Origin of the sequence: Streptomyces sp. ATCC 21386 (assembly GCF_018728545.1) — a bacterium.
Taxonomy (GTDB): Bacteria; Actinomycetota; Actinomycetes; order Streptomycetales; family Streptomycetaceae; genus Streptomyces.
The window spans coordinates 3051843-3069599 of the sequence record NZ_JAAVVL010000001.1 but is presented as its reverse complement, the minus strand read 5'-3'; the positions used below and the strand labels follow the sequence as shown (position 1 = coordinate 3069599).

Here is a 17757-nt window from a genome sequence, read left to right as displayed (position 1 = left end):
GTCAGCCCTCGAGACGGATGGCCTGGAGCGGACACACGTCGGCGGCTTCCTCGACCTCGTCGCGCAGCGCGTCGTCGGGGTCGGGGACGTAGGCGAGGTGGCCGCTGTCGTCCATGGAGAAGACATCGGGGGCGGCGAAGACGCACTGGCCGTGGTCCTGGCACTTGTTCATGTCGACGACGACCTTCATGGCCGGTCCTCCTGGAGGTGCGGGCGTCGGGGCGGGAGAGGCAGGGAGGAAGAGGGGCCCGACCGCCGTCGGATCGCCGTCGGCCGGGCCCCGGCCAAGAGCCCGGCAACCGACCGGACCCTTACTCATTTGGCTTCAAACAACATAGGAAGCCGTCCGGCTCTGGTCAATACCTATCCATGCGGATAATTTTTTCCCCTGCCCCCTTGCGGGGTGTCCGTAGCGCTCATACCGTTTGGCATCAAACAAGCCGTCCGTACGTCGCGCCCCCACCCGTACCGGCCCTCTGACTACGTTCCACACCCCTAGCGCCCGAGGAGACATCGGTGAGCGCAGCCCCGACCCCCAGCCTCCGTCAGCACATGCAGCGGCTCGCCGCCGAGGGTATCGACGTGGTGCGCGTGACCTATCCCGACCTCATCGGGACCGACCGCGCACGCGACATCCTGCTGGACCACCTGCCGTCGGCTTGCGACCACGGTCTGGCCTTCTGCCGGGCCGTCTACCACACCAGCCCCCAGGGTGACGTGGTCCCCGTCTCCGGCGGTCTCGACGCCGGCCTGCCCGACATCACCGTGCGACCGGACATGGACACCCTGGCCCCCCTCCCCTGGGAGCCCGGAGTCGCCTCCTGCCTAGCCGACGTCACCGACCCGGCCACCGGCCTGCCCGCGCCCGAGTCGCCCCGCGATCTGCTGCGCACCGTCCTCGCCCGGTGTGCCGAACACGGCCTGCGACCGGTGGTCGGCCCCGAGCTCGAGTACTTCCTCTGCGAGGAGGCCCCGGCCTCCCCGAGCGGCTGGAAGCGTTACTCGGGCGCCGCCGGGGCCGTCTACACCGCCGGTCTGCGCGCCGACGGCGACGATCACCTGCTCCGCACGCTGCGTCTGCTGCGGGACATGAACATCGGCGTGACCAGCGGAAACCACGAGTTCGACGGCGGCCAGTTCGAGATCAACCTCACCCACTCCGAGGCCCTGTCCGCCGCGGACCGCGCTTTCCGCTTCAAGTCCGCGATCAAGGAGCTGGCCCGGAAGGAGGGGAAACACGCCACCTTCATGGCCAAGCCGTTCAACGACGCCGGCGGATCCGGTTTCCACCTCCATCTGTCCTGCGACAGCTTCGACGAGGAAGGCGCCGGTAACGCCTTCGACGATCCCGCCGGGCCGTACGGGCTGTCCGCCACCGCACGCCACGCCGTCGCCGGCATCCTCGCCCACGCCCCGGCCCTGGCCGCACTGGCCAACCCGACCGTGAACTCCTACAAGCGTTTCGGCCCGGACACCCTCGCGCCCTGGCTGATCGACTGGGGCCTGGACAACCGCAGCGCCATGGTCCGCATCCCGCCCGAGCGCGGCTCCGGCGCACGGTTCGAACTGCGCCTCGGTGACGCCAGCGCCAACCCGTACCTGCTGATCGCGGGCACGGTCGCCGCCGCGCTGCTCGGGGTTCTGGCCGGCGAGGAGCCCCCCGCCCCCTTGGAGGGGTACGGCTACGACACCTCCAGGGCGGCCGTGCTGCCCATGAGCCTGCCGACCGCGCTGGACGCCCTGGAAGCGGACACGGAACTGACCGACGTCCTCGGCAAGAACTTCACCGACTCCTTCCTCTCCTACAAGCGCAACGAGATCGAACGCTTCCACCGGCACGTCACCGACTGGGAGTTCACCGAGTACGCCTACCACCTGTGACGACTGGGAGCCATCCGATGACGACCGAGACCCCGACCGCCGCCGTGCACGAACCGATGCCACTGGCGGACGTCAACCTCTCCGACCTGGACAACTTCACCGACGGGGTCACCCCGTGGCGGATGTTCCACACCCTGCGCCACCAGGACCCGGTGCACTGGCAGCCGGAGGAGGCCCCCAACTCCGGCTTCTGGGCGGTGACCCGGCACGCCGACATCGCCCGCGTCGACCGTGACGCCGAGACCTTCACCTCGATGAAGTTCGTGAACCTCGAAGAGGTCGACGAGGACCAGATCAAGACACGGGCTTCCATCCTGGAACTGGACGGCATCCGCCACCGCGCGCTGCGCAGCCTGCTCCAGCGCCAGTTCGGCGCGAGCGTCATAGGCAGCTACACCGACTTCCTGCGCGGTCTGACCGCCACCACGCTGGACGCGGCGCTGGCCAAGGGGAGCTTCGACTTCGTCGCCGACGTCTCCGCCGACTTCCCCATCAACGTCCTCGCCCGCCTCCTCGGCGTACCGCCGGAGGACAACCAGCAACTCATCGACTGGGGCAACCGCATCATCGGCAACACCGACCCCGACTACGCCGACGTCCTGCTGGACAGCGCGGAGAGCGAGCAGTACCGCCACCTGCCCTTCCGCTCCCCGGCCTCCCTCGAAGTCTTCGAATACGGCCGTGAGCTGGCCCGGCAGCGGCGCGGCGGCGACGGCACCGACCTGGTGTCCAGGCTGGTGAACACCACCCCGAAGGACGGTGTGCCGCTCTCGCCGCAGGACTTCGACAACTACTTCCTGCTCCTCGTCGTGGCCGGCAACGAGACCACCCGCCACACCATCACCCACTCCATGCTGGCCCTGCTCCAGCACCCCGAGCAGCTGGCCCGGCTTCAGGAGAACCCCTCCCTCATCCCGACGGCGGTGGAGGAGTTCCTGCGCTGGGCGTCGCCCGTCTACCACTTCCGCCGCACGGCGACCCGTGACGTGGAACTGGGTGGCAAGCGGATCAAGGAGGGCGACAAGGTCGTCATGTGGTTCGCCTCCGGCAACCGCGACGAGAAGGTCTTCGGCAACCCGTACGACTTCGACGTCGCCCGCACCGACAACGATCATGTGACCTTCGGCAAGGGCAGCCCGCACCTGTGCCTGGGCAACCTGCTCGCCCGCACCGAGATCCGCATCATGTTCGAGGAGCTCATCCCGAGGATCGCCGACATCCGTCTGGCCGGCGAAGTCCCGCGCGTACGCTCCAACTTCGTCAACGGCATCAAGAAACTGCCGGTCGAGGTCACCCTCGTCTGACCGTTTGACCCAGCTTTCCCGATGGGGGCGGCCGCCGGAACTCCCGAACTCGACCGAGCGGCCGCCCCTCACGTCTGCCTCGGACACGCTTGCTCAGCGCGATCGCCGCTGTCCCCGAGCGCCTGCGTCCGGCCGCGTCGGCGGTCACCGCTCCCCTACGCCATCCCGCTGCTCCTGGCCCGTGAGCTCGGCACCCCCGGCCTTCTCTCGCAAGCTCCTCGACGAACGCCTGCAGATCTGGGCGAAGTCCTGACGCGCGGTGCCGTTTACCGCCGTGCCCTCTTGACAAGCTCCGGCCGCCGACGGCAATCTTCCATTAAGCAGAAAGAGAGTTCCACCATACGAAATACAGTCCGGTTGAACTCGGAGAGTGCACGGAAGGGAGCGTCCGAGGGCCCATGGGATTCGCGGAGCAGCGCTACACCGTCAACCTGTCGATCCTCTTCACGGAACTCCCGCTCCTGGAGCGCCCCGCGGCCGCCGCCGCGGCCGGCTTCACCGCGGTCGAGCTGTGGTGGCCCTGGGTCGACTCCCCCACTCCCCCTCGGTCCGAACTCGACGCCCTGCGTGGCTCGTTCGAGGACGCGGGCGTACGGCTGACCGGGCTGAACTTCTACTCGGGGGTGCTGCCCGGACCGGATCGCGGCGCGCTGTCGATCCCGGGCGAGGAAGCGGAGCGCTTCCGCGCCAACGTCGACGTGGTCGCGGAGTTCGCCGAGTCAGTCGGCTGCGGGGCGCTCAACGCGCTGTACGGCAATCGCGTCGCCGGTGTGGACCCGGCCGAGCAGGACGCCCTGGCCCTGGACAACCTGGTCCTGGCCGCGCGTGCCGCCGACCGGATCGGCGCGATCCTGCTGATCGAGGCCCTGAACAAGGTGGAGTCACCGCTCTACCCGCTGGTGTCGGCCCCGGCCGCCGCCGACGTCGTCGACAAGGTCAACGAGGCCTCGGGCCTCGGCAACGCGCGCTTTCTGATGGACCTCTACCACCTGTCCATGAACGGCGAGGACCTCCCGCGGGTGATCGCCGAGCACACCGGGCGGACCGGGCACGTGCAGATCGCCGACAACCCCGGCCGCGGCGTCCCCGGCACCGGGGCCGTCCCCTTGGAGGATCTCCTCGACCAGCTGGGCAAGGCCGGTTACGAGGGCCTGGTCGGCCTGGAGTACAAGCCGGGCGACCGGCCGAGCTCCGAGGCCTTCGAGTGGCTCCCCCGGGAGGCCCGCGCGGCTCGCCGAGGCCGCTGAGGCCCACCCCACCGCCGTAGCAGAGCAGTCAGAGAGGCACCCTCACCATGAGCAATCTCCCCAAGGTCGCGTGGATAGGGCTCGGCATCATGGGCTCCCCCATGTCCGAGAACCTGATCAAGGCGGGTTACGACGTCACCGGCCACACCCTGGAGCAGGACAAGCTGGACCGGCTGACCGCCGCCGGCGGGACCGCGGCGGCCTGTGTCGCCGACGCCGTGCGCGACGCCGACGTCGTCATCACGATGGTGCCCGCCTCCCCGCAGGTCGAGGCCGTCGCGTACGGTCCCGACGGCATCCTGGCCAACGCCCGGCCCGGCACCCTGCTGATCGACATGTCGTCCATCACCCCGCAGACCTCCGTCGACCTGGCGAAGGCCGCGCGGGAGAAGGGCATCCGGGTGCTCGACGCCCCGGTCTCCGGTGGTGAGGCCGGCGCCGTCGAGGCCGTGCTGTCCATCATGGTCGGCGGCGACCGGTCCGATTTCGACGAGGCCGTGCCGCTGTTCGAGGCGCTCGGCAGGACGATCGTGCTGTGCGGTCCGCACGGTGCGGGGCAGACCGTGAAGGCCGCGAACCAGCTGATCGTCGCCGTCAACATCCAGGCGTGCGCCGAGGCCGTGGTCTTCCTGGAGAAGTCGGGCGTCGATCTCACGGCGGCCCTCGACGTCCTGGGGGGCGGGCTCGCCGGGTCGACCGTGCTGGCCCGCAAGAAGGGCAACTTCCTTGACCGGGACTTCAAGCCGGGCTTCCGCATCGACCTGCACCACAAGGACATGGGCATCGTCACCGACGCGGCCCGCACCGTGGGCGCCGCCCTGCCGGTCGGCGCCGTGGTCGCCCAACTGGTGGCCTCGCTGCGCGCCCAGGGCGACGGCGGCCTCGACCACTCGGCCCTGCTGCGGGCCGTGGAACGCCTCTCCGGCGCCCAGGTCTGAGGGTCGCTCCACCCACTTCCGGTCCGCGGCGGCGCCGACATCTGTCCTGTCGCGCCCAGGCGCCGCCGCGGGCCGGAACCGCCGTCCCGGGTACGCCGACTTCCTGAGCGACGTCGGCGTACCCGCCTCGGCGGCCGTACGACCCCTGACGGGGGGTGAAGCTCGGGCCGTCGCCGACGGGTGTGCCGTGCGCCCCGCCCCGGCGATCGTCTTCCTCCATCCCCTGCCATCCCCGATCGGCGTCCGGTCCCTGGTGAACACCCATCAGCCACCGGACGCACCGCCCGCGACCGTTTCCGACCGACCCGGATGAGGGGTGAGCGTCGGTCGCTCGCGGGCAGGGCACGGACCGCGGCGGCGCTGCGCGCCAGTGCGGTGGTGAAGGCCCCGGCCCGCGTCTCGACGTGAGGGACACGAGACCGGAGCCGCCGCGGCCGCCGCGGTCCGACCCGTCGATTTCGCTCAGCCCGTGCACCGCCCAGCCGGTGGCGGGCCTTTCGCGATCAGGGTGCGACACCCCGATCACCGGCGGCCGTCAGCGCCCGCTGCCTACGCAAGGCTGCGTAGAGCGTCTACGGAACCCTCAAATCAAGCTCTGAAAGCACGCCGGGGGGCTTCAACTGCCCCTGGGGCAGGGCACATTCTCGACACACGAGGCCCGCCGGCACGGGGGCGGCGGGCCTCGACGGGGGAAAGGCCCCACGGGGGAAACGGGGGCCCGGGGGAAACGGGGGCCCGGGGATCGGGGGTGAACCGGGGTAACGGGGGAGGCCGAGCGCGGCGGCGCGACGAAGCGGCTCGCATGCACGCGAGGTCACGTCGCCGCAAGGCCTCCCCTCTCCCTGTCCGCCCTCTCCGAGACGCTCGGCGCCGTGCGAGGACCCGGGCACGGGACGGGGCGGCCCACCCCCAGGATGAGCCGCCCCCGACTCCGACGAGACACAGCCGACGCCCAAGGTCACCGGCGGCGACGCTCCACGCCACCGCGGATGCCCCTCAGCCCCTCAGCCCCTCACACCCGCAACGGCTTGACGGACGTGGGAGCGTGCCCCGGCTCCGTCGCGATCTCCTCGAACTCGACCACGTCGCCAATGTCGTTCGTCGTGGACATCGCGATGTTGGTGACGCGCTCCAGGATCGCCTCGACGACCACCGGGACCCGGTACTCCGCCGCGAGCTTCTTGGCCTGCTCGAACGCGGCGCCCAGGTCGGCCGGGTCCGTCACCCGGATCGCCTTGCAGCCGAGGCCCTCGGCGACCTTGACGTGGTCGACGCCGTAGACGCCCAGCTCGGGCGAGTTGACGTTCTCGAACTCCAGGTTGACCTGGAAGTCGATGTCGAAGGCGCGCTGGGCCTGCCGGATGAGGCCCAGGTAGGAGTTGTTGACCAGGACGTGGACGTACGGGATGCGGTGCTGCGCCCCGACGGCCAACTCCTCGATCATGAACTGGAAGTCGTAGTCACCGGAGAGGGCGACGACGGATGCCTCCGGGTCGGCCTTGGCGACGCCGAGCGCGGCCGGCACGGTCCAGCCGAGGGGGCCCGCCTGGCCGCAGTTGATCCAGTGGCGCGGGCGGTAGACGTGCAGCATCTGGGCGCCGGCGATCTGGGAGAGGCCGATGGTGGAGACGTACCGGGTCTCGGGCCCGAAGGCCCTGTTCATCTCCTCGTAGACACGCTGCGGCTTGATCGGGATGTCGTCGAAGTGCGTACGCCGCTGGAGGCGGGCCCTGCGGTCCTGCGCGTCGGCCGCCCACGCGGAGCGGTCCGGCAGCCGGCCGGCCGCCCGCAGCTCCCGTGCCACCGCGACGAACAGCTTCAGCGCGGCCCTGGCGTCGGAGGCGATGCCGTAGTCGGGAGCGAAGATCCTGCCGATCTGGGTGGGCTCGATGTCGACGTGGACGAACGTCCGCCCGGCCGTGTAGACGTCCAGTTTCCCGGTGTGCCGGTTGGCCCAGCGGTTGCCGATGCCGAGGACGAAGTCGGACTCCAGGAAGGTGGCGTTGCCGTAGCGGTGCGAGGTCTGGAGGCCGACCATGCCGGCATTCAGCTCGTGGTCGTCCGGCAGGACACCCCAGCCCATGAGCGTGGGGACCACCGGCACACCGGTCAACTCGGCGAACTCCACGAGGAGTTCGCAGGCGTCGGCGTTGATGATGCCGCCGCCGGCGACGATCAGCGGCCGCTGCGACGCGTTCAGCATCCCGATCGCCTTCTCGATCTGGGCGCGCGTGGCGGCCGACTTGTGGACCGGCAGCGGCTCGTAGGTGTCCGGGTCGAACTCGATCTCGGTGAGCTGCACGTCGACGGGAAGGTCGACGAGGACGGGCCCGGGACGGCCGGAGCGCATCAGGTGGAAGGCCTTCTGGAAGACGCCGGGGACCTGCGCGGCCTCCAGGACGGTGACGGCCATCTTGGTGACGGGCCCCGCGATGGAGGCGATGTCGACGGCCTGGAAGTCCTCCTTGTGGATCACGGCCGTGGGCGCCTGGCCCGTGACGCAGAGGATCGGGACGGAGTCACCGATGGCCGAGTACAGCCCGGTGATCATGTCGGTGCCGGCCGGCCCGGAGGTGCCGATGCAGACCCCGATGTTCCCGGCCCGGGTGCGGGTGTATCCCTCGGCCATGTGCGACGCGCCCTCGACGTGCCGGGCGAGGGTGTGCTGGATCCCGCCGGCCGCCTTCAGGGCCGCGTAGAAAGGGTTGATCGCGGCGCCGGGGACCCCGAACGCGTCACGGACTCCCTCGCGCTTGAGGATCTCGACTGCCGCGCGGGCAGCGGTCATACGAGCCATTGCGTACTCCTGCTTCAGCTGCCGGACTCGCGCTCCCGTCGCGCCCCGCGGTGAGCACTTCCGTGATCTGTCGGTGTGATTTCCGCACCTGCTCAGTCGCTCACTGATTCCACATTGCGGAAAATATTTTCTACTATCTGGAAGCAATGTAGGGGGCGGGTCAGGGAGCGTCAAGGGCGCGGAGCGCGGAACCCACCGGGGCGTCTCGGGGTGTTTCCCTGCCGGAGGGGCCCTGCCCGGGGCACGATGAGGAGGCGTTTGCGACGGGCCCGGCGGTGGGGTGGGGAGCATGAGCGAGAGCATGGCGGTGCGGTGCCCCGACTGCGGGCGGGAGCACCGGTACGCGGCCCCGGCCTACCCCTGTGCGTGCGGCGCCCCGGTCGCCCCGGCCCTCGACCACCGCGCCGCCCCGACCGCGGTCACCCACCGCACCTGGGACGAGGACTGGGTCACGGTCCGCTGCGGGAACTGCGGCCGCGCCGACCAGTGGCCCCACCCGGAGCTCGGCTGCTCCTGCGGGACCGTGCTGCGGGTGCCCGTGACCGGCGCCCTACGACCGCTGGGCCCGGGCGACGCCGTGCGGACGACCGGGGCGGACGACGGCCCCCGCGCGGCCTTCCGCCCCGTCACCATCCGCACGGCCCGCGACGCCGTCACCGCCGTCGCCCTCTATCTGCGCTGGCTGGGCTACCAGGACATCCGCCGCGCCGACCAGCGCCAGCCCGCGGGGATCGGGCTCGCCGCGCGGGGTGTCCTGGCCCAGGTGGACCCGTCGGTGCGCCCGGCCTCGCCGCGCGACGTCGAGTGCCTGTGGCTGACCGCCATGACCGAGTCCGCCGACTGCGTGTACTTCTCCCTCGCCGGGTACGTGGACGAGGCCCGCGACCGCGCCGACGGCCTGGGCGTCTCCCTGTTCGTCCTGGATCTCACGGGCACCCCGCAGCCGGTGAACCGCGCGGCGACAAAGCTGGTCGCCACCGGCGCGAGCACCTGAGCGACGACCACGCCGTACCGGCCGTCATCGGGAAGGCGTCCAGGACACGCAGCGCGCTGCAGATCCTGCGGTGCGCCAACCGCCCGTCGCAGAAGGCCCGCAGCTCCTCAAGGGTGGGCGGTGCGGCGGCCTCGCGCGGGACGACGCAGGGACGGCAACGGGGTCGCGCCCGTCCCATGGCCGTACGAGGTCACCGGAAGTCCTCCTCGCGGTACTCCGCGTCCGAGCCCTCGGCCGTGGCCTCGCGCAGCGCGATACGGCGGATCTTGCCGGAGACGGTCTTCGGGAGTTCGCCGAACTCGATGCGGCGCAGGCGCTTGTAGGGGGCGAGGACCGTCCGGGAGTGCTCGAAGAGCAGCTTCGCGGTGTCCGGGCCCGGTTCCCACCCGGCCGCGAGCACGATGTACGCCTTCGGCACGGCGAGCCGCACCTCGTCCGGCGCGGGCACCACGGCCGCCTCGGCGACCGCCTCGTGCTCCAGCAGGGCGCTCTCCAGCTCGAAGGGACTGATCTTGTAGTCGCTGGCCTTGAACACGTCGTCCGCGCGGCCCACGTAGGTGAGGTAGCCGTCCGGGTCCCGGGAGCCGATGTCGCCGGTGCGGTAGTAGCCACCGGCCATGGCCTCCGCCGTACGGTCGGGGTCTCCGTGGTAGCCGGTCATGAGGCCGACGGGGCGGCCCGAGAGGTCGAGGGCGATCTCTCCCTCGTCGGCGTCGGGGGCACCGGTGACGGGGTCGAGGAGGACGACCTTGTAGCCGGGGGCGGGCCGGCCCATCGAGCCGCTCTTCAGCTCCTGGCCGGGACTGTTGGAGACCTGGACGGCGGTCTCGGTCTGGCCGAAGCCGTCCCGGACGGTGACGCCCCAGGCGCGGCGGACCTGCTCGATCACCTCGGGGTTGAGGGGTTCACCGGCCGCGACGACCTCACGGGGCGGGGTCCGCAGCTGGCCGAGGTCGGCCTGGATGAGCATGCGCCACACGGTGGGCGGGGCGCAGAAGGTGGTGACGCGCGCGCGGTCCATCTCCGCGAGCAGCCGGCTCGCGTCGAAGCGCGTGTAGTTGTGGAGGAAGACGGTCGCCTCCGCGTTCCACGGGGCGAAGAGGTTGGACCACGCGTGCTTGGCCCAGCCGGGCGAGGAGATGTTGAGGTGGACGTCGCCGGGGCGCAGACCGATCCAGTACATGGTGGCCAAGTGGCCGACGGGATACGACACATGGGTGTGCTCGACCAGTTTGGGCCGTGCGGTGGTGCCCGAGGTGAAGTACAGCATCAGCGGGTCGGTGGCGTTGGTCGCACCGTTCGGCTCGAAGTGGGCGGGGGCCGCGTAGGCCTGCTCGTACGGCCGCCATCCCTCGACCGTGCCGCCGACCGTGGTGCGGGTGTAACGGCCGGGAACGTCCGCGAACTTAGCCGCCTCCTCGGCGCGCGCGATCACGTGCCGGACCCGGCCGCGCTCCACGCGGTCCCGCAGATCGGCCGGGCCGAGCAGCGGGGTCGCGGGGATGACGACGGCGCGCAGCTTCATCGCTGCGAGGGCGGTCTCCCACAACTCCGCCTGGTTGCCGAGCATCACGAGGACGCGGTCGTCGGCGCGGACGCCCCGGTCCCGCAGCCAGTTGGCGACACGCGAGGAACGTTCGGACATCTCGGCGAAGGAGAGACGGGTCTCGGCGCCGTCCTCCTCCACGATGTACAGGGCCGTGCGGTCGTTCCCACGTGCGATCACGTCGAACCAGTCGAGCGCCCAGTTGAAGTACTCGGGGCGGGGCCAGTCGAAACCCTTGTAGGCCGTGGCGTAGTCCTCGCGATGGGCCAGCAAGAAGTCCCGGGCCGCCCGGAACTCCTCCGTGGCGCTCGTCCTCGCCGACATGTGTCCTCCTCATTGCCGGACCGTTGCCTGACATCGTGTAATGCGTGATACACGTCTCACTACCCCCGAACGGGGGTGCGCCGCGCGGAAGGGGCGAGCTCGTGGCACTGGATCCCTCTGATTCCGTCGGGCCGGCCTGGTCGGGCCGGGCGGACCTGCGCGGCGCGCTGCACCGGCTGCGGCGGGCCACCGGACTGCCGCTCGCCTTCGCGGGTCTGGTCGAGCCCGGTCCCGGGCAACTGCGCATCAGCGAACTCCAGGGGAACCGGACCACCTCGCTCCAGGGCCTGGCCGTGCACTCCGGCAGCGGTCTCGGCGGCAAGGCGGTGGCCCTGGCCCGGCCCTGCTGGGTGACTGACTACTCCACGTCGCGCCGCATCAGTCACGAGTACGACGTCGCGGTCGCCGCCGAGGGCATCCGCTCCGTCCTCGCGGTCCCCGTCGTCGTACGGCGCCAGGTGCGCGGCGTGCTGTACGGCGCCCTGCGCGCGGCCCAGCCACTGGGCGACCGTACGGTCTCGGCCGCGCTGGACGCGGCACGGGACATGGAGCAGACGCTGGTGGTGCGCGACGAGGCACGGAACCTGCTGGCCGCGACCGTCCCGACGCCCGAGGGGGCGGCCGGGGCGTGGGAGGAGGTCCGGGAGGCACACGGGGCGCTGCGTGCGCTCGCCCCGCGCGTCGACGATCCGGAGCTGCGGGCGGAGCTGCTGCGGGTGTGCGGGCGCCTCGCCGGCGTGACCGGCGGGGGAAGCGCCCCGCCGGAGGGTGTGCCCCGGGTCGTCCTCACGGCGCGTGAGACGGATGTGCTGGCGTGCGTCGCGACGGGTGCCAGCAACCGGGTCGCCGCGGAGCGTCTGGGGCTGCGCCCCGAGACGGTGAAGGCATATCTGAGGTCGGCCATGCGGAAGCTCGGGGCGCACGGGCGGTGGGAGGCGGTGGTGGCCGCCCGCCGGGCGGGGCTACTGCCGTAGGTGGGGCGGTGGGGTCGGTTCTCGCACTGCGGGCCGGTTGGGGGCCGGTCGCGCGGTTTCCCGCGCCACTGACGGGGCGCCTCTCCCGGGGCGCGGCCGTCGTGTCCCGGGAGCATTCATGTAACGGGCCTGTGAAATTCCCTATGCCGTACCCTTCCTGTTATTTCCCACACCGGGCCGCGTTCCGAAATTCAAAGACCGGACGCCTAATATTGGCCCGGACACGACACTCGAGGGGAGCGGTGGCCCGTGCGACGGGAGTTCAAGGAGCCTGGGAGACCCCGCCCCGACCTGGTCATTGGCAGGGAGGAGCTGTTCGCCGGGGCGCGCGAGCAGCTTTCGCGGGGCGGCAGCGTGCTGGTGCACGGCTCCGCGGGCATCGGGAAATCGACCGTCCTGCGCGCCCTGGCCGCCGAATACGAAGACTCGGCACGGACGGTGCTGCGGTGCTCGGCCACCGAGTCCGAGTCTCATCTGCCGTTCCTCGCCCTGACCGACCTGCTCGGGCTGGTCATGGACGAGGTCTCCGACCAGCTGCCCGCGCCGCAGCGCACCGCGCTGGAGTCCGCGCTCACCGGCCGTGGCGAGTCCACGCTCCAGCGTGACGGGCTGGCCCTGCGGCTGGCCGTGCTGTCGACGCTGCGCGCGCTGGCCGCCAAGGGCCCGGTGCTGATCGTCGCCGACGACCTCCAGTGGCTGGATCCGGCCAGTGTGGAGCTGCTCGGGTTCGCCGCGCGGCGGCTCGGGGAGATGCCGGTGCGCATGCTGTGCGCCGTACGCACCTCGACGGACCCCCATGGCCACGAGCAGGACAGGTATCTACGCGCGTCTCCGCCCGACACCCTCGCCCTGCGGGTCGCCCCGCTGTCCCGGGCGCACGTCGCCGAGCTGCTGGAGAACCGCGGCTACACCGGTCTGCCCCGCTCGACCGTGCGTGACATCCACCGCACCAGCGGCGGCAACCCGCTGTTCGCGCTGGAGCTGGGCCGCGCCCTCGCCGACCGCGCGACCCCGCCGCGCCCCGGTGAGCCGCTTCCCGTGCCGACCTCGCTGCGGACCCTGGTCCTGAACCGGCTGGACATGCTCTCCGCCGAGGCCCGCCGTACCCTGCTGGTCGCCAGCGCCGGTGCCCGGCCCACGCTGGCGCTGCTGCGCGCCGCCGGGCGGGAGAACGCCGAGGCGGAGACCGCGCAGGCCGTCGAGCTGGGCCTGCTCGCTCCGGAGCGTGAGGCGCCGGGCGTGCGGTTCGCGCACCCCCTGGTCTCGGCCGCGCTGTACGCCGAGGCGACCGCGCAGGAGCGGCGGGCCGCCCACGCCGCACTGTCCACCGCCGCCGTCGACCCCATCGAACGGGCCCGGCACCTGGCGCTGGCCACCCAGGGCACCGATCCGCAGGTCGCCGCACGGCTCGGCGAGGCCGCCGCCGCGGCCCGGGACCGGGGCGCGCCCTCGGTCGCCGCCGAGCTGGGGCTGCTCTCGGCCCGGCACACCCCGGCGGACGCGACTCCCGGCCCGGACGAGCGGCGGTTGCAGGCCGCCGAGGACGCGATCACCGCCGGGGAGAACGACCTCGGCCGGGACATCGCGCGTGAGGTGCTGAGCCGGGCCACCGAGCCCGCCGAGCGGGTCCGGGCCTGGATGGTGGTGATCGACGCGGCCGGGCAGTCCCTCGCCGAGGTCGACGCCGTCTACCCGCAGGTCCTCGCCGACGCGGGCGACGACCCGCGGCTGCTCGGGCTGGTCCGCTACCAGCTGGCCTGGCGGGCGCTGGTCCTGGAGGGCGACTTCGCGCAGAGCCGGGAGGAGGCCGCGCGCGCCGCGGAGCTGGCCGGACGCGCCGAGGACCGGCGCACGGAGCTGCTCGCGCTGGCCTTCCAGGCGCAGACCGAGATGCTGATGGGCCACCCGGACGCGCCCATGACGATCAAACGGGCGCTGAAGGAGCCGCAGGACCCGCTGCTCGCGTGCCACCACAACGGGGCGGGTGCGACCCGCTTCCGCTGGCTGCTGATGAGCGACCAGCTCGGCGAGGCCCGCGCCACGATCACCTCGCTGCTGCGGGAGGTCCGCCGGCGCGGCATGGTCGAGAGCGAGGTGCACTACGTGCGCTTCCTCGCCGAGACCGAGCTGCGCTCCGGGCACTGCGGCCGGGCCCTCGACCTCGCCCGCGAGGGCTACGTCCTGGCCCGGGACTCCGGCATCGGCGAGGGCGCGTCCGCCATGCTCACCTCGCTCGCGGAGGCCGCCGGCGGCGATGTGGAGCGGGCCCGGGCACTCGCCCGTGAGGCCGCCGACCGCGCCGAGCAGGACGGCGACCTGATGTACCTCTCCCGCGCCCTCGGCGCCCTCGGGCACGCCCAGTTGGTGGCGGGGGACGCGCCGGGAACGGTCCAGTCCCTGCGTCGCGTGCGGGAGCTGGAGGACGGGCTGGGGATCTACGACCCCGCGCGCGGCCGGTGGCACGGCGACCTCGCCGAAGCCCTGGTGCGGGTGGGCGAGTTGGCGGAGGCGCAGGACGTCGTCGATGTCACCCGTCAGCAGGCGTTGCGGCTCGGCCGGGAGAGCGTGCTCGCCGTGCTCGACCGCGCCGAGGCCCTGGTGCGTGCGGCCCGGGGTGAACAGGACGCCGCCGTACGGCAGTTGACGTCGGCACAGGACCGGCTCGCCAAACTCGGCCACGGCCTGGAGGAGGCGCGGGCCGCGTACGCCCTGGCGGGGCTGCGCGCCGCCCCGCAGGGCCTCGGTGCCGGCCGGCCAGGGGGGGTGCCCGCACCGGGCGTGTACGACGAGGCGTCCCGGCTGTTCCGCCGGTGCCGCGCCCTGCCGTGGCTGCGCCAGGTGGAGGAGGCCTCGGTAGCCCCGGCGCCGCCGCCGCAGCCCGCGATCGCCCCGTCCGCGCTGGACGCCCTCTCCGTGCTCGCGGCGACGGAACGCCAGGTCGCGGAGCTGGTCATGGAGGGCGCGACCAACCGGGAGATCGCCGGCCGGCTGTACATCAGCGTGAAGACGGTCGAGGCGACCCTCACACGCGTCTACCGGAAGCTGGGTATCCGGTCGCGTGTGGACATCGTGCGTCTGGCGGCGGGACACCGTACGAACTGACCTCCCCGGGACCGGCTGACGAGCCCCTCCCGGGACCTGGGCCCTGTCGCGTCACATTCCCGTCTGCGTGTCGTCTGCCGCGCCGGGGAGACATCCGTGCGGGCGCACCGTGGAGGCATCCGTGTGGGGCGGCGACCTTGCGGCTCCAGCCTAGGCTCAAACCCCGGCCCGGGTCATCGAGGGTTTTCCCTCCTCAACTCCCCTAGGGGGATCCCCCCTTGGGAGCGACTCGCTCCGACTCTTAGTTTCTGTGACGTGCCGCACGCCAGGGCACACGGACCGGCCCGCCGCCCCCGCTCGGCTCCCCCGAGCGGGGGCGGCACCGCAGGCTCTGTGCACTCCCCCCACCCGCGCGTCCCCCACCGGCAACCCCCCATGAGGAGAACCATGTTCGGGTTCAACCGCGCCAAGAAGTCGATGGTCGCCGCCGCTGCCACCGCCGCCGCCGCTGCCGGCGCACTGCTGACCGCGCCCGGCGCCGTCGCCGCTCCCCAGCCCATCGTGGGTGGCACCACCACCACCGCGAGCGCGTACCCGTACGTCATGCAGATCACGAACGCCTCGCAGAGCCAGTTCTGTGGCGGCACCCTGGTCTCCCCGACGAAGGTCATCACCGCGGCCCACTGTGTCGAGGGCAGATCCGCCTCCAGCACCCGCGTGGTCGGCGGCCGCACCTACCGCAACGGCACCAACGGTACGGTCAGCCAGGTCAGCCGCATCTGGATCCACCCGAACTACACGGCCGCCGAACAGGGCAGCGACGTGGCGGTGCTGACGCTGTCGACGTCGATGCCGTACACCACGGTCCCGTACGTCTCCTCCTCCCAGACCAGCGTCTACGCGGCCGGCACCACCGCCCGTATCGTCGGCTGGGGCACGACCTCCTCGGGCGGCTCCTCCTCCAACCAGCTGCGCACCGCGACCGTGCCGACCGTCGCCAACTCGGTCTGCGGCAGCTCCAGCTCCTACGGCTCCGCGTTCATCGCGAGCGACATGGTGTGCGCCGGATACTCCTCCGGCGGCGTGGACACCTGCCAGGGCGACAGCGGCGGCCCCCTGATGATCGGGGGCGTCCTGGCAGGCGTGGTTTCCTGGGGTTACGGCTGCGCCGACGCGCAGTACCCCGGTATCTACACCCGGCTGACCACCTTCTCCAGCGCGGTCGCCGCGCAGGTCAACTCGTAACGGAAGACACGGGAAGAAGCGACGGGAAGTCGGCCCACGGACTCCTGAGGCACGTCCTCAGGTGATATCAGGGGGCGCCTCGAACCTGCCACGAGCGGTTCGGGGCGCCCCCTCTCCACTTGTGCGACGAGGGCGGCGGGCCGCGGTCGACGGCGGGTCACCGGTCGGCGGCTGCCACCGTGCCGAAGCGGATGTCGTACGAGCCGGTGCCGTGCAGCGTCTTGAGCAGGCGGGCGGCCTCCTCCACCAGCTCCGCGCGCTGCCGCACGGTGAGAGCGCCGAAGGGTTCGAGGGTCACGACGTCGCCGTCGAGCTTCCAGATACCGGCCAGGAAACCGTCGACGAGGAAGGTGCGGTGGGCCTGGTTCCCCTGCCAGGAACGGCCCTTGAGGTCGGGGGGCACGACCCGGGAACGGTCGGCGTGCGAGAGAAGGAGATTGTCGAACTCGGGGAGCAGCCGGGGCGGCGCCGGAGTCTCCGGGTCCGGGCGGGGCGCGTCCGGGAGGTCGAAGAGCTCGGTGCCGCGGTCGTCCCGGAAGGTGACCAGCTCCGGGCGCAGCCGCTCGAACGCCTCGCGCAGACGGGTCAGTCCCGCCCAGGTCTGCATGTCCTTCACGGAGGCGGGCCCGAAGGCGGCGAGATAGCGCCGGACCACGGCCTCGGGTGCCGGGGCCTCCTGGGCGGGCCGGCCGAGCCAGTGTTCGGCGGTCGTCAGGGCGACCTGCCCGCTCCTGCCCCACAGGCCGCGCGGGGTCACCTGGACGAGCGGCAGCCGGCAGCGCGCGGCGAGGCCGAGGGCGAACGGGTCTGCGTCGGGCCACTCCACGACCAGAGCCTCACGCAACTGCTTCAGTGTGCGCGGCTCGTCCTCGACGAGTTCGCGGGAGATGGCCTCCAGCCGGTCGAGGTCGACGCCGACCAGACCCTTGCGGAACAGGTTCAGCTCACGTTCCCGGGCCGGCTGCACCAACGGCCGCAGGGTGAGGCAGTCCTCGGCGGTGTGCGTGTGGATCGTGGACCGCATGCTGACGATGCGGACGACCTCCCGATCGGCCATCAGCTCCGACAACTGCTCGGGCGCGAAGCCGTCCAGACGGGCCGCGAGCGCGTAGTAGGGCGGCTGGACGTTCTGCGCCTGGAGGCCGACGAGGTGTTCGACGGCGTCGTGGGCGGACATCTCCACCCGGCTCAGGAGGAGTTGCCGGGCCAGGGTCGCGCGATTGAGAGCGAGGGTGCCGAGCCGGGGAGCGGCGGTCTGGGGCGCCTTGTTCGTCATGCTGTGCACGCTAGCGGGCGTTGCGGACAACTTCTGTCCTCGACATCGAGGGCGCACGGTTTTCACCGCCGAACTCCCCCGGCCCCTGTTCGCGCCCTGTCCGTAATCCGGTCCGTACCGGTCCGTAATCCCGTCCGTACCTGTCCGTATCCTGATGGGTGATCACACAGTCCTACGACTCCGCGCACC

General features: G+C 71.9%; 12 protein-coding genes and 1 pseudogene. 8 read left to right on the top strand and 5 right to left on the bottom strand.

What is annotated here, in order from left to right:
• Position 1: 1 nt before the first annotated feature.
• A complete protein-coding gene (locus GWK25_RS13380; RefSeq protein WP_215450260.1) occupies positions 2-190 on the bottom strand; it encodes a ferredoxin in 189 nt (62 codons plus the stop codon).
• Between the two features lie 362 nt (positions 191-552).
• Between GWK25_RS13380 and GWK25_RS13375 the strand changes: the two genes are divergently transcribed.
• The 4 genes from GWK25_RS13375 (at position 553) to GWK25_RS13360 (ending at position 5370) form a co-directional block, all read left to right on the top strand.
• Positions 553-1881, top strand: coding sequence for a glutamine synthetase family protein (locus GWK25_RS13375; protein WP_251829753.1), 1329 nt, complete (start codon positions 553-555; stop codon positions 1879-1881).
• 17 nt (positions 1882-1898) lie between these two features.
• Positions 1899-3185, top strand: a complete 1287-nt coding sequence (locus tag GWK25_RS13370) for a cytochrome P450 (protein WP_215450257.1) — start codon at positions 1899-1901, stop codon at positions 3183-3185.
• Between the two features lie 398 nt (positions 3186-3583).
• Positions 3584-4432, top strand: a complete 849-nt coding sequence (locus GWK25_RS13365; protein ID WP_215450254.1) for a TIM barrel protein — start codon at positions 3584-3586, stop codon at positions 4430-4432.
• A 47-nt stretch (positions 4433-4479) separates the two neighbouring features.
• The gene (locus GWK25_RS13360) at positions 4480-5370 is read left to right on the top strand and encodes a 2-hydroxy-3-oxopropionate reductase (protein WP_215450252.1); all 891 of its coding nucleotides are present in this window, start codon (positions 4480-4482) and stop codon (positions 5368-5370) included.
• A 1012-nt stretch (positions 5371-6382) separates the two neighbouring features.
• Here GWK25_RS13360 and gcl read toward each other — a convergent pair.
• The gene (gcl, locus tag GWK25_RS13355) at positions 6383-8167 is read right to left on the bottom strand and encodes a glyoxylate carboligase (RefSeq protein ID WP_215450250.1); all 1785 of its coding nucleotides are present in this window, start codon (positions 8165-8167) and stop codon (positions 6383-6385) included.
• A 289-nt stretch (positions 8168-8456) separates the two neighbouring features.
• On the opposite strand from gcl, the gene GWK25_RS13350 reads away from it, so the two are divergent.
• On the top strand, positions 8457-9161 hold the full coding sequence (locus tag GWK25_RS13350) for a hypothetical protein (RefSeq protein ID WP_215450248.1): 705 nt from the start codon (positions 8457-8459) through the stop codon (positions 9159-9161).
• Here GWK25_RS13350 and GWK25_RS44740 read toward each other — a convergent pair.
• Both GWK25_RS44740 and GWK25_RS13345 read right to left on the bottom strand, forming a co-directional pair.
• Positions 9094-9309, bottom strand: a pseudogene (locus GWK25_RS44740) (hypothetical protein); the annotation flags it as partial. The gene GWK25_RS13350 and the pseudogene GWK25_RS44740 overlap by 68 nt on opposite strands.
• A gap of 42 nt (positions 9310-9351) precedes the next feature.
• Positions 9352-11031, bottom strand: coding sequence for an AMP-binding protein (locus GWK25_RS13345; protein ID WP_215450246.1), 1680 nt, complete (start codon positions 11029-11031; stop codon positions 9352-9354).
• Between the two features lie 101 nt (positions 11032-11132).
• On the opposite strand from GWK25_RS13345, the gene GWK25_RS13340 reads away from it, so the two are divergent.
• From GWK25_RS13340 to GWK25_RS13330, 3 genes are all read left to right on the top strand, one after another.
• On the top strand, positions 11133-12005 hold the full coding sequence (locus GWK25_RS13340) for a LuxR C-terminal-related transcriptional regulator (protein WP_215450245.1): 873 nt from the start codon (positions 11133-11135) through the stop codon (positions 12003-12005).
• A 249-nt stretch (positions 12006-12254) separates the two neighbouring features.
• Positions 12255-15107, top strand: a complete 2853-nt coding sequence (locus GWK25_RS13335; protein WP_215450243.1) for a LuxR family transcriptional regulator — start codon at positions 12255-12257, stop codon at positions 15105-15107.
• Positions 15108-15494: 387 nt separating this feature from the next.
• Positions 15495-16292 (top strand): trypsin-like serine protease, encoded by a 798-nt coding sequence (locus GWK25_RS13330; protein WP_215450241.1) that lies wholly within the window; start codon positions 15495-15497, stop codon positions 16290-16292.
• 157 nt (positions 16293-16449) lie between these two features.
• Here GWK25_RS13330 and GWK25_RS13325 read toward each other — a convergent pair whose 3' ends face one another.
• Positions 16450-17568 (bottom strand): winged helix DNA-binding domain-containing protein, encoded by a 1119-nt coding sequence (locus tag GWK25_RS13325; protein ID WP_215450240.1) that lies wholly within the window; start codon positions 17566-17568, stop codon positions 16450-16452.
• Between the last annotated feature and the right edge of the window lie 189 nt (positions 17569-17757).

Excerpts from the sequence above, each read along its gene's own strand:
- GWK25_RS13325 (WP_215450240.1), bottom strand. The coding sequence starts at position 17,568 with ATGACGAACAAGGCGCCCCAGACCGCCGCTCCCCGGCTCGGCACCCTC.
- gcl (WP_215450250.1), bottom strand. The coding sequence starts at position 8,167 with ATGGCTCGTATGACCGCTGCCCGCGCGGCAGTCGAGATCCTCAAGCGC.
- GWK25_RS13350 (WP_215450248.1), top strand. The coding sequence starts at position 8,457 with ATGAGCGAGAGCATGGCGGTGCGGTGCCCCGACTGCGGGCGGGAGCAC.
- GWK25_RS13380 (WP_215450260.1), bottom strand. The coding sequence starts at position 190 with ATGAAGGTCGTCGTCGACATGAACAAGTGCCAGGACCACGGCCAGTGC.
- GWK25_RS13360 (WP_215450252.1), top strand. The coding sequence starts at position 4,480 with ATGAGCAATCTCCCCAAGGTCGCGTGGATAGGGCTCGGCATCATGGGC.
- GWK25_RS13370 (WP_215450257.1), top strand. The coding sequence starts at position 1,899 with ATGACGACCGAGACCCCGACCGCCGCCGTGCACGAACCGATGCCACTG.
- GWK25_RS13330 (WP_215450241.1), top strand. The coding sequence starts at position 15,495 with ATGTTCGGGTTCAACCGCGCCAAGAAGTCGATGGTCGCCGCCGCTGCC.
- GWK25_RS13345 (WP_215450246.1), bottom strand. The coding sequence starts at position 11,031 with ATGTCGGCGAGGACGAGCGCCACGGAGGAGTTCCGGGCGGCCCGGGAC.
- GWK25_RS13375 (WP_251829753.1), top strand. The coding sequence starts at position 553 with ATGCAGCGGCTCGCCGCCGAGGGTATCGACGTGGTGCGCGTGACCTAT.
- GWK25_RS13365 (WP_215450254.1), top strand. The coding sequence starts at position 3,584 with ATGGGATTCGCGGAGCAGCGCTACACCGTCAACCTGTCGATCCTCTTC.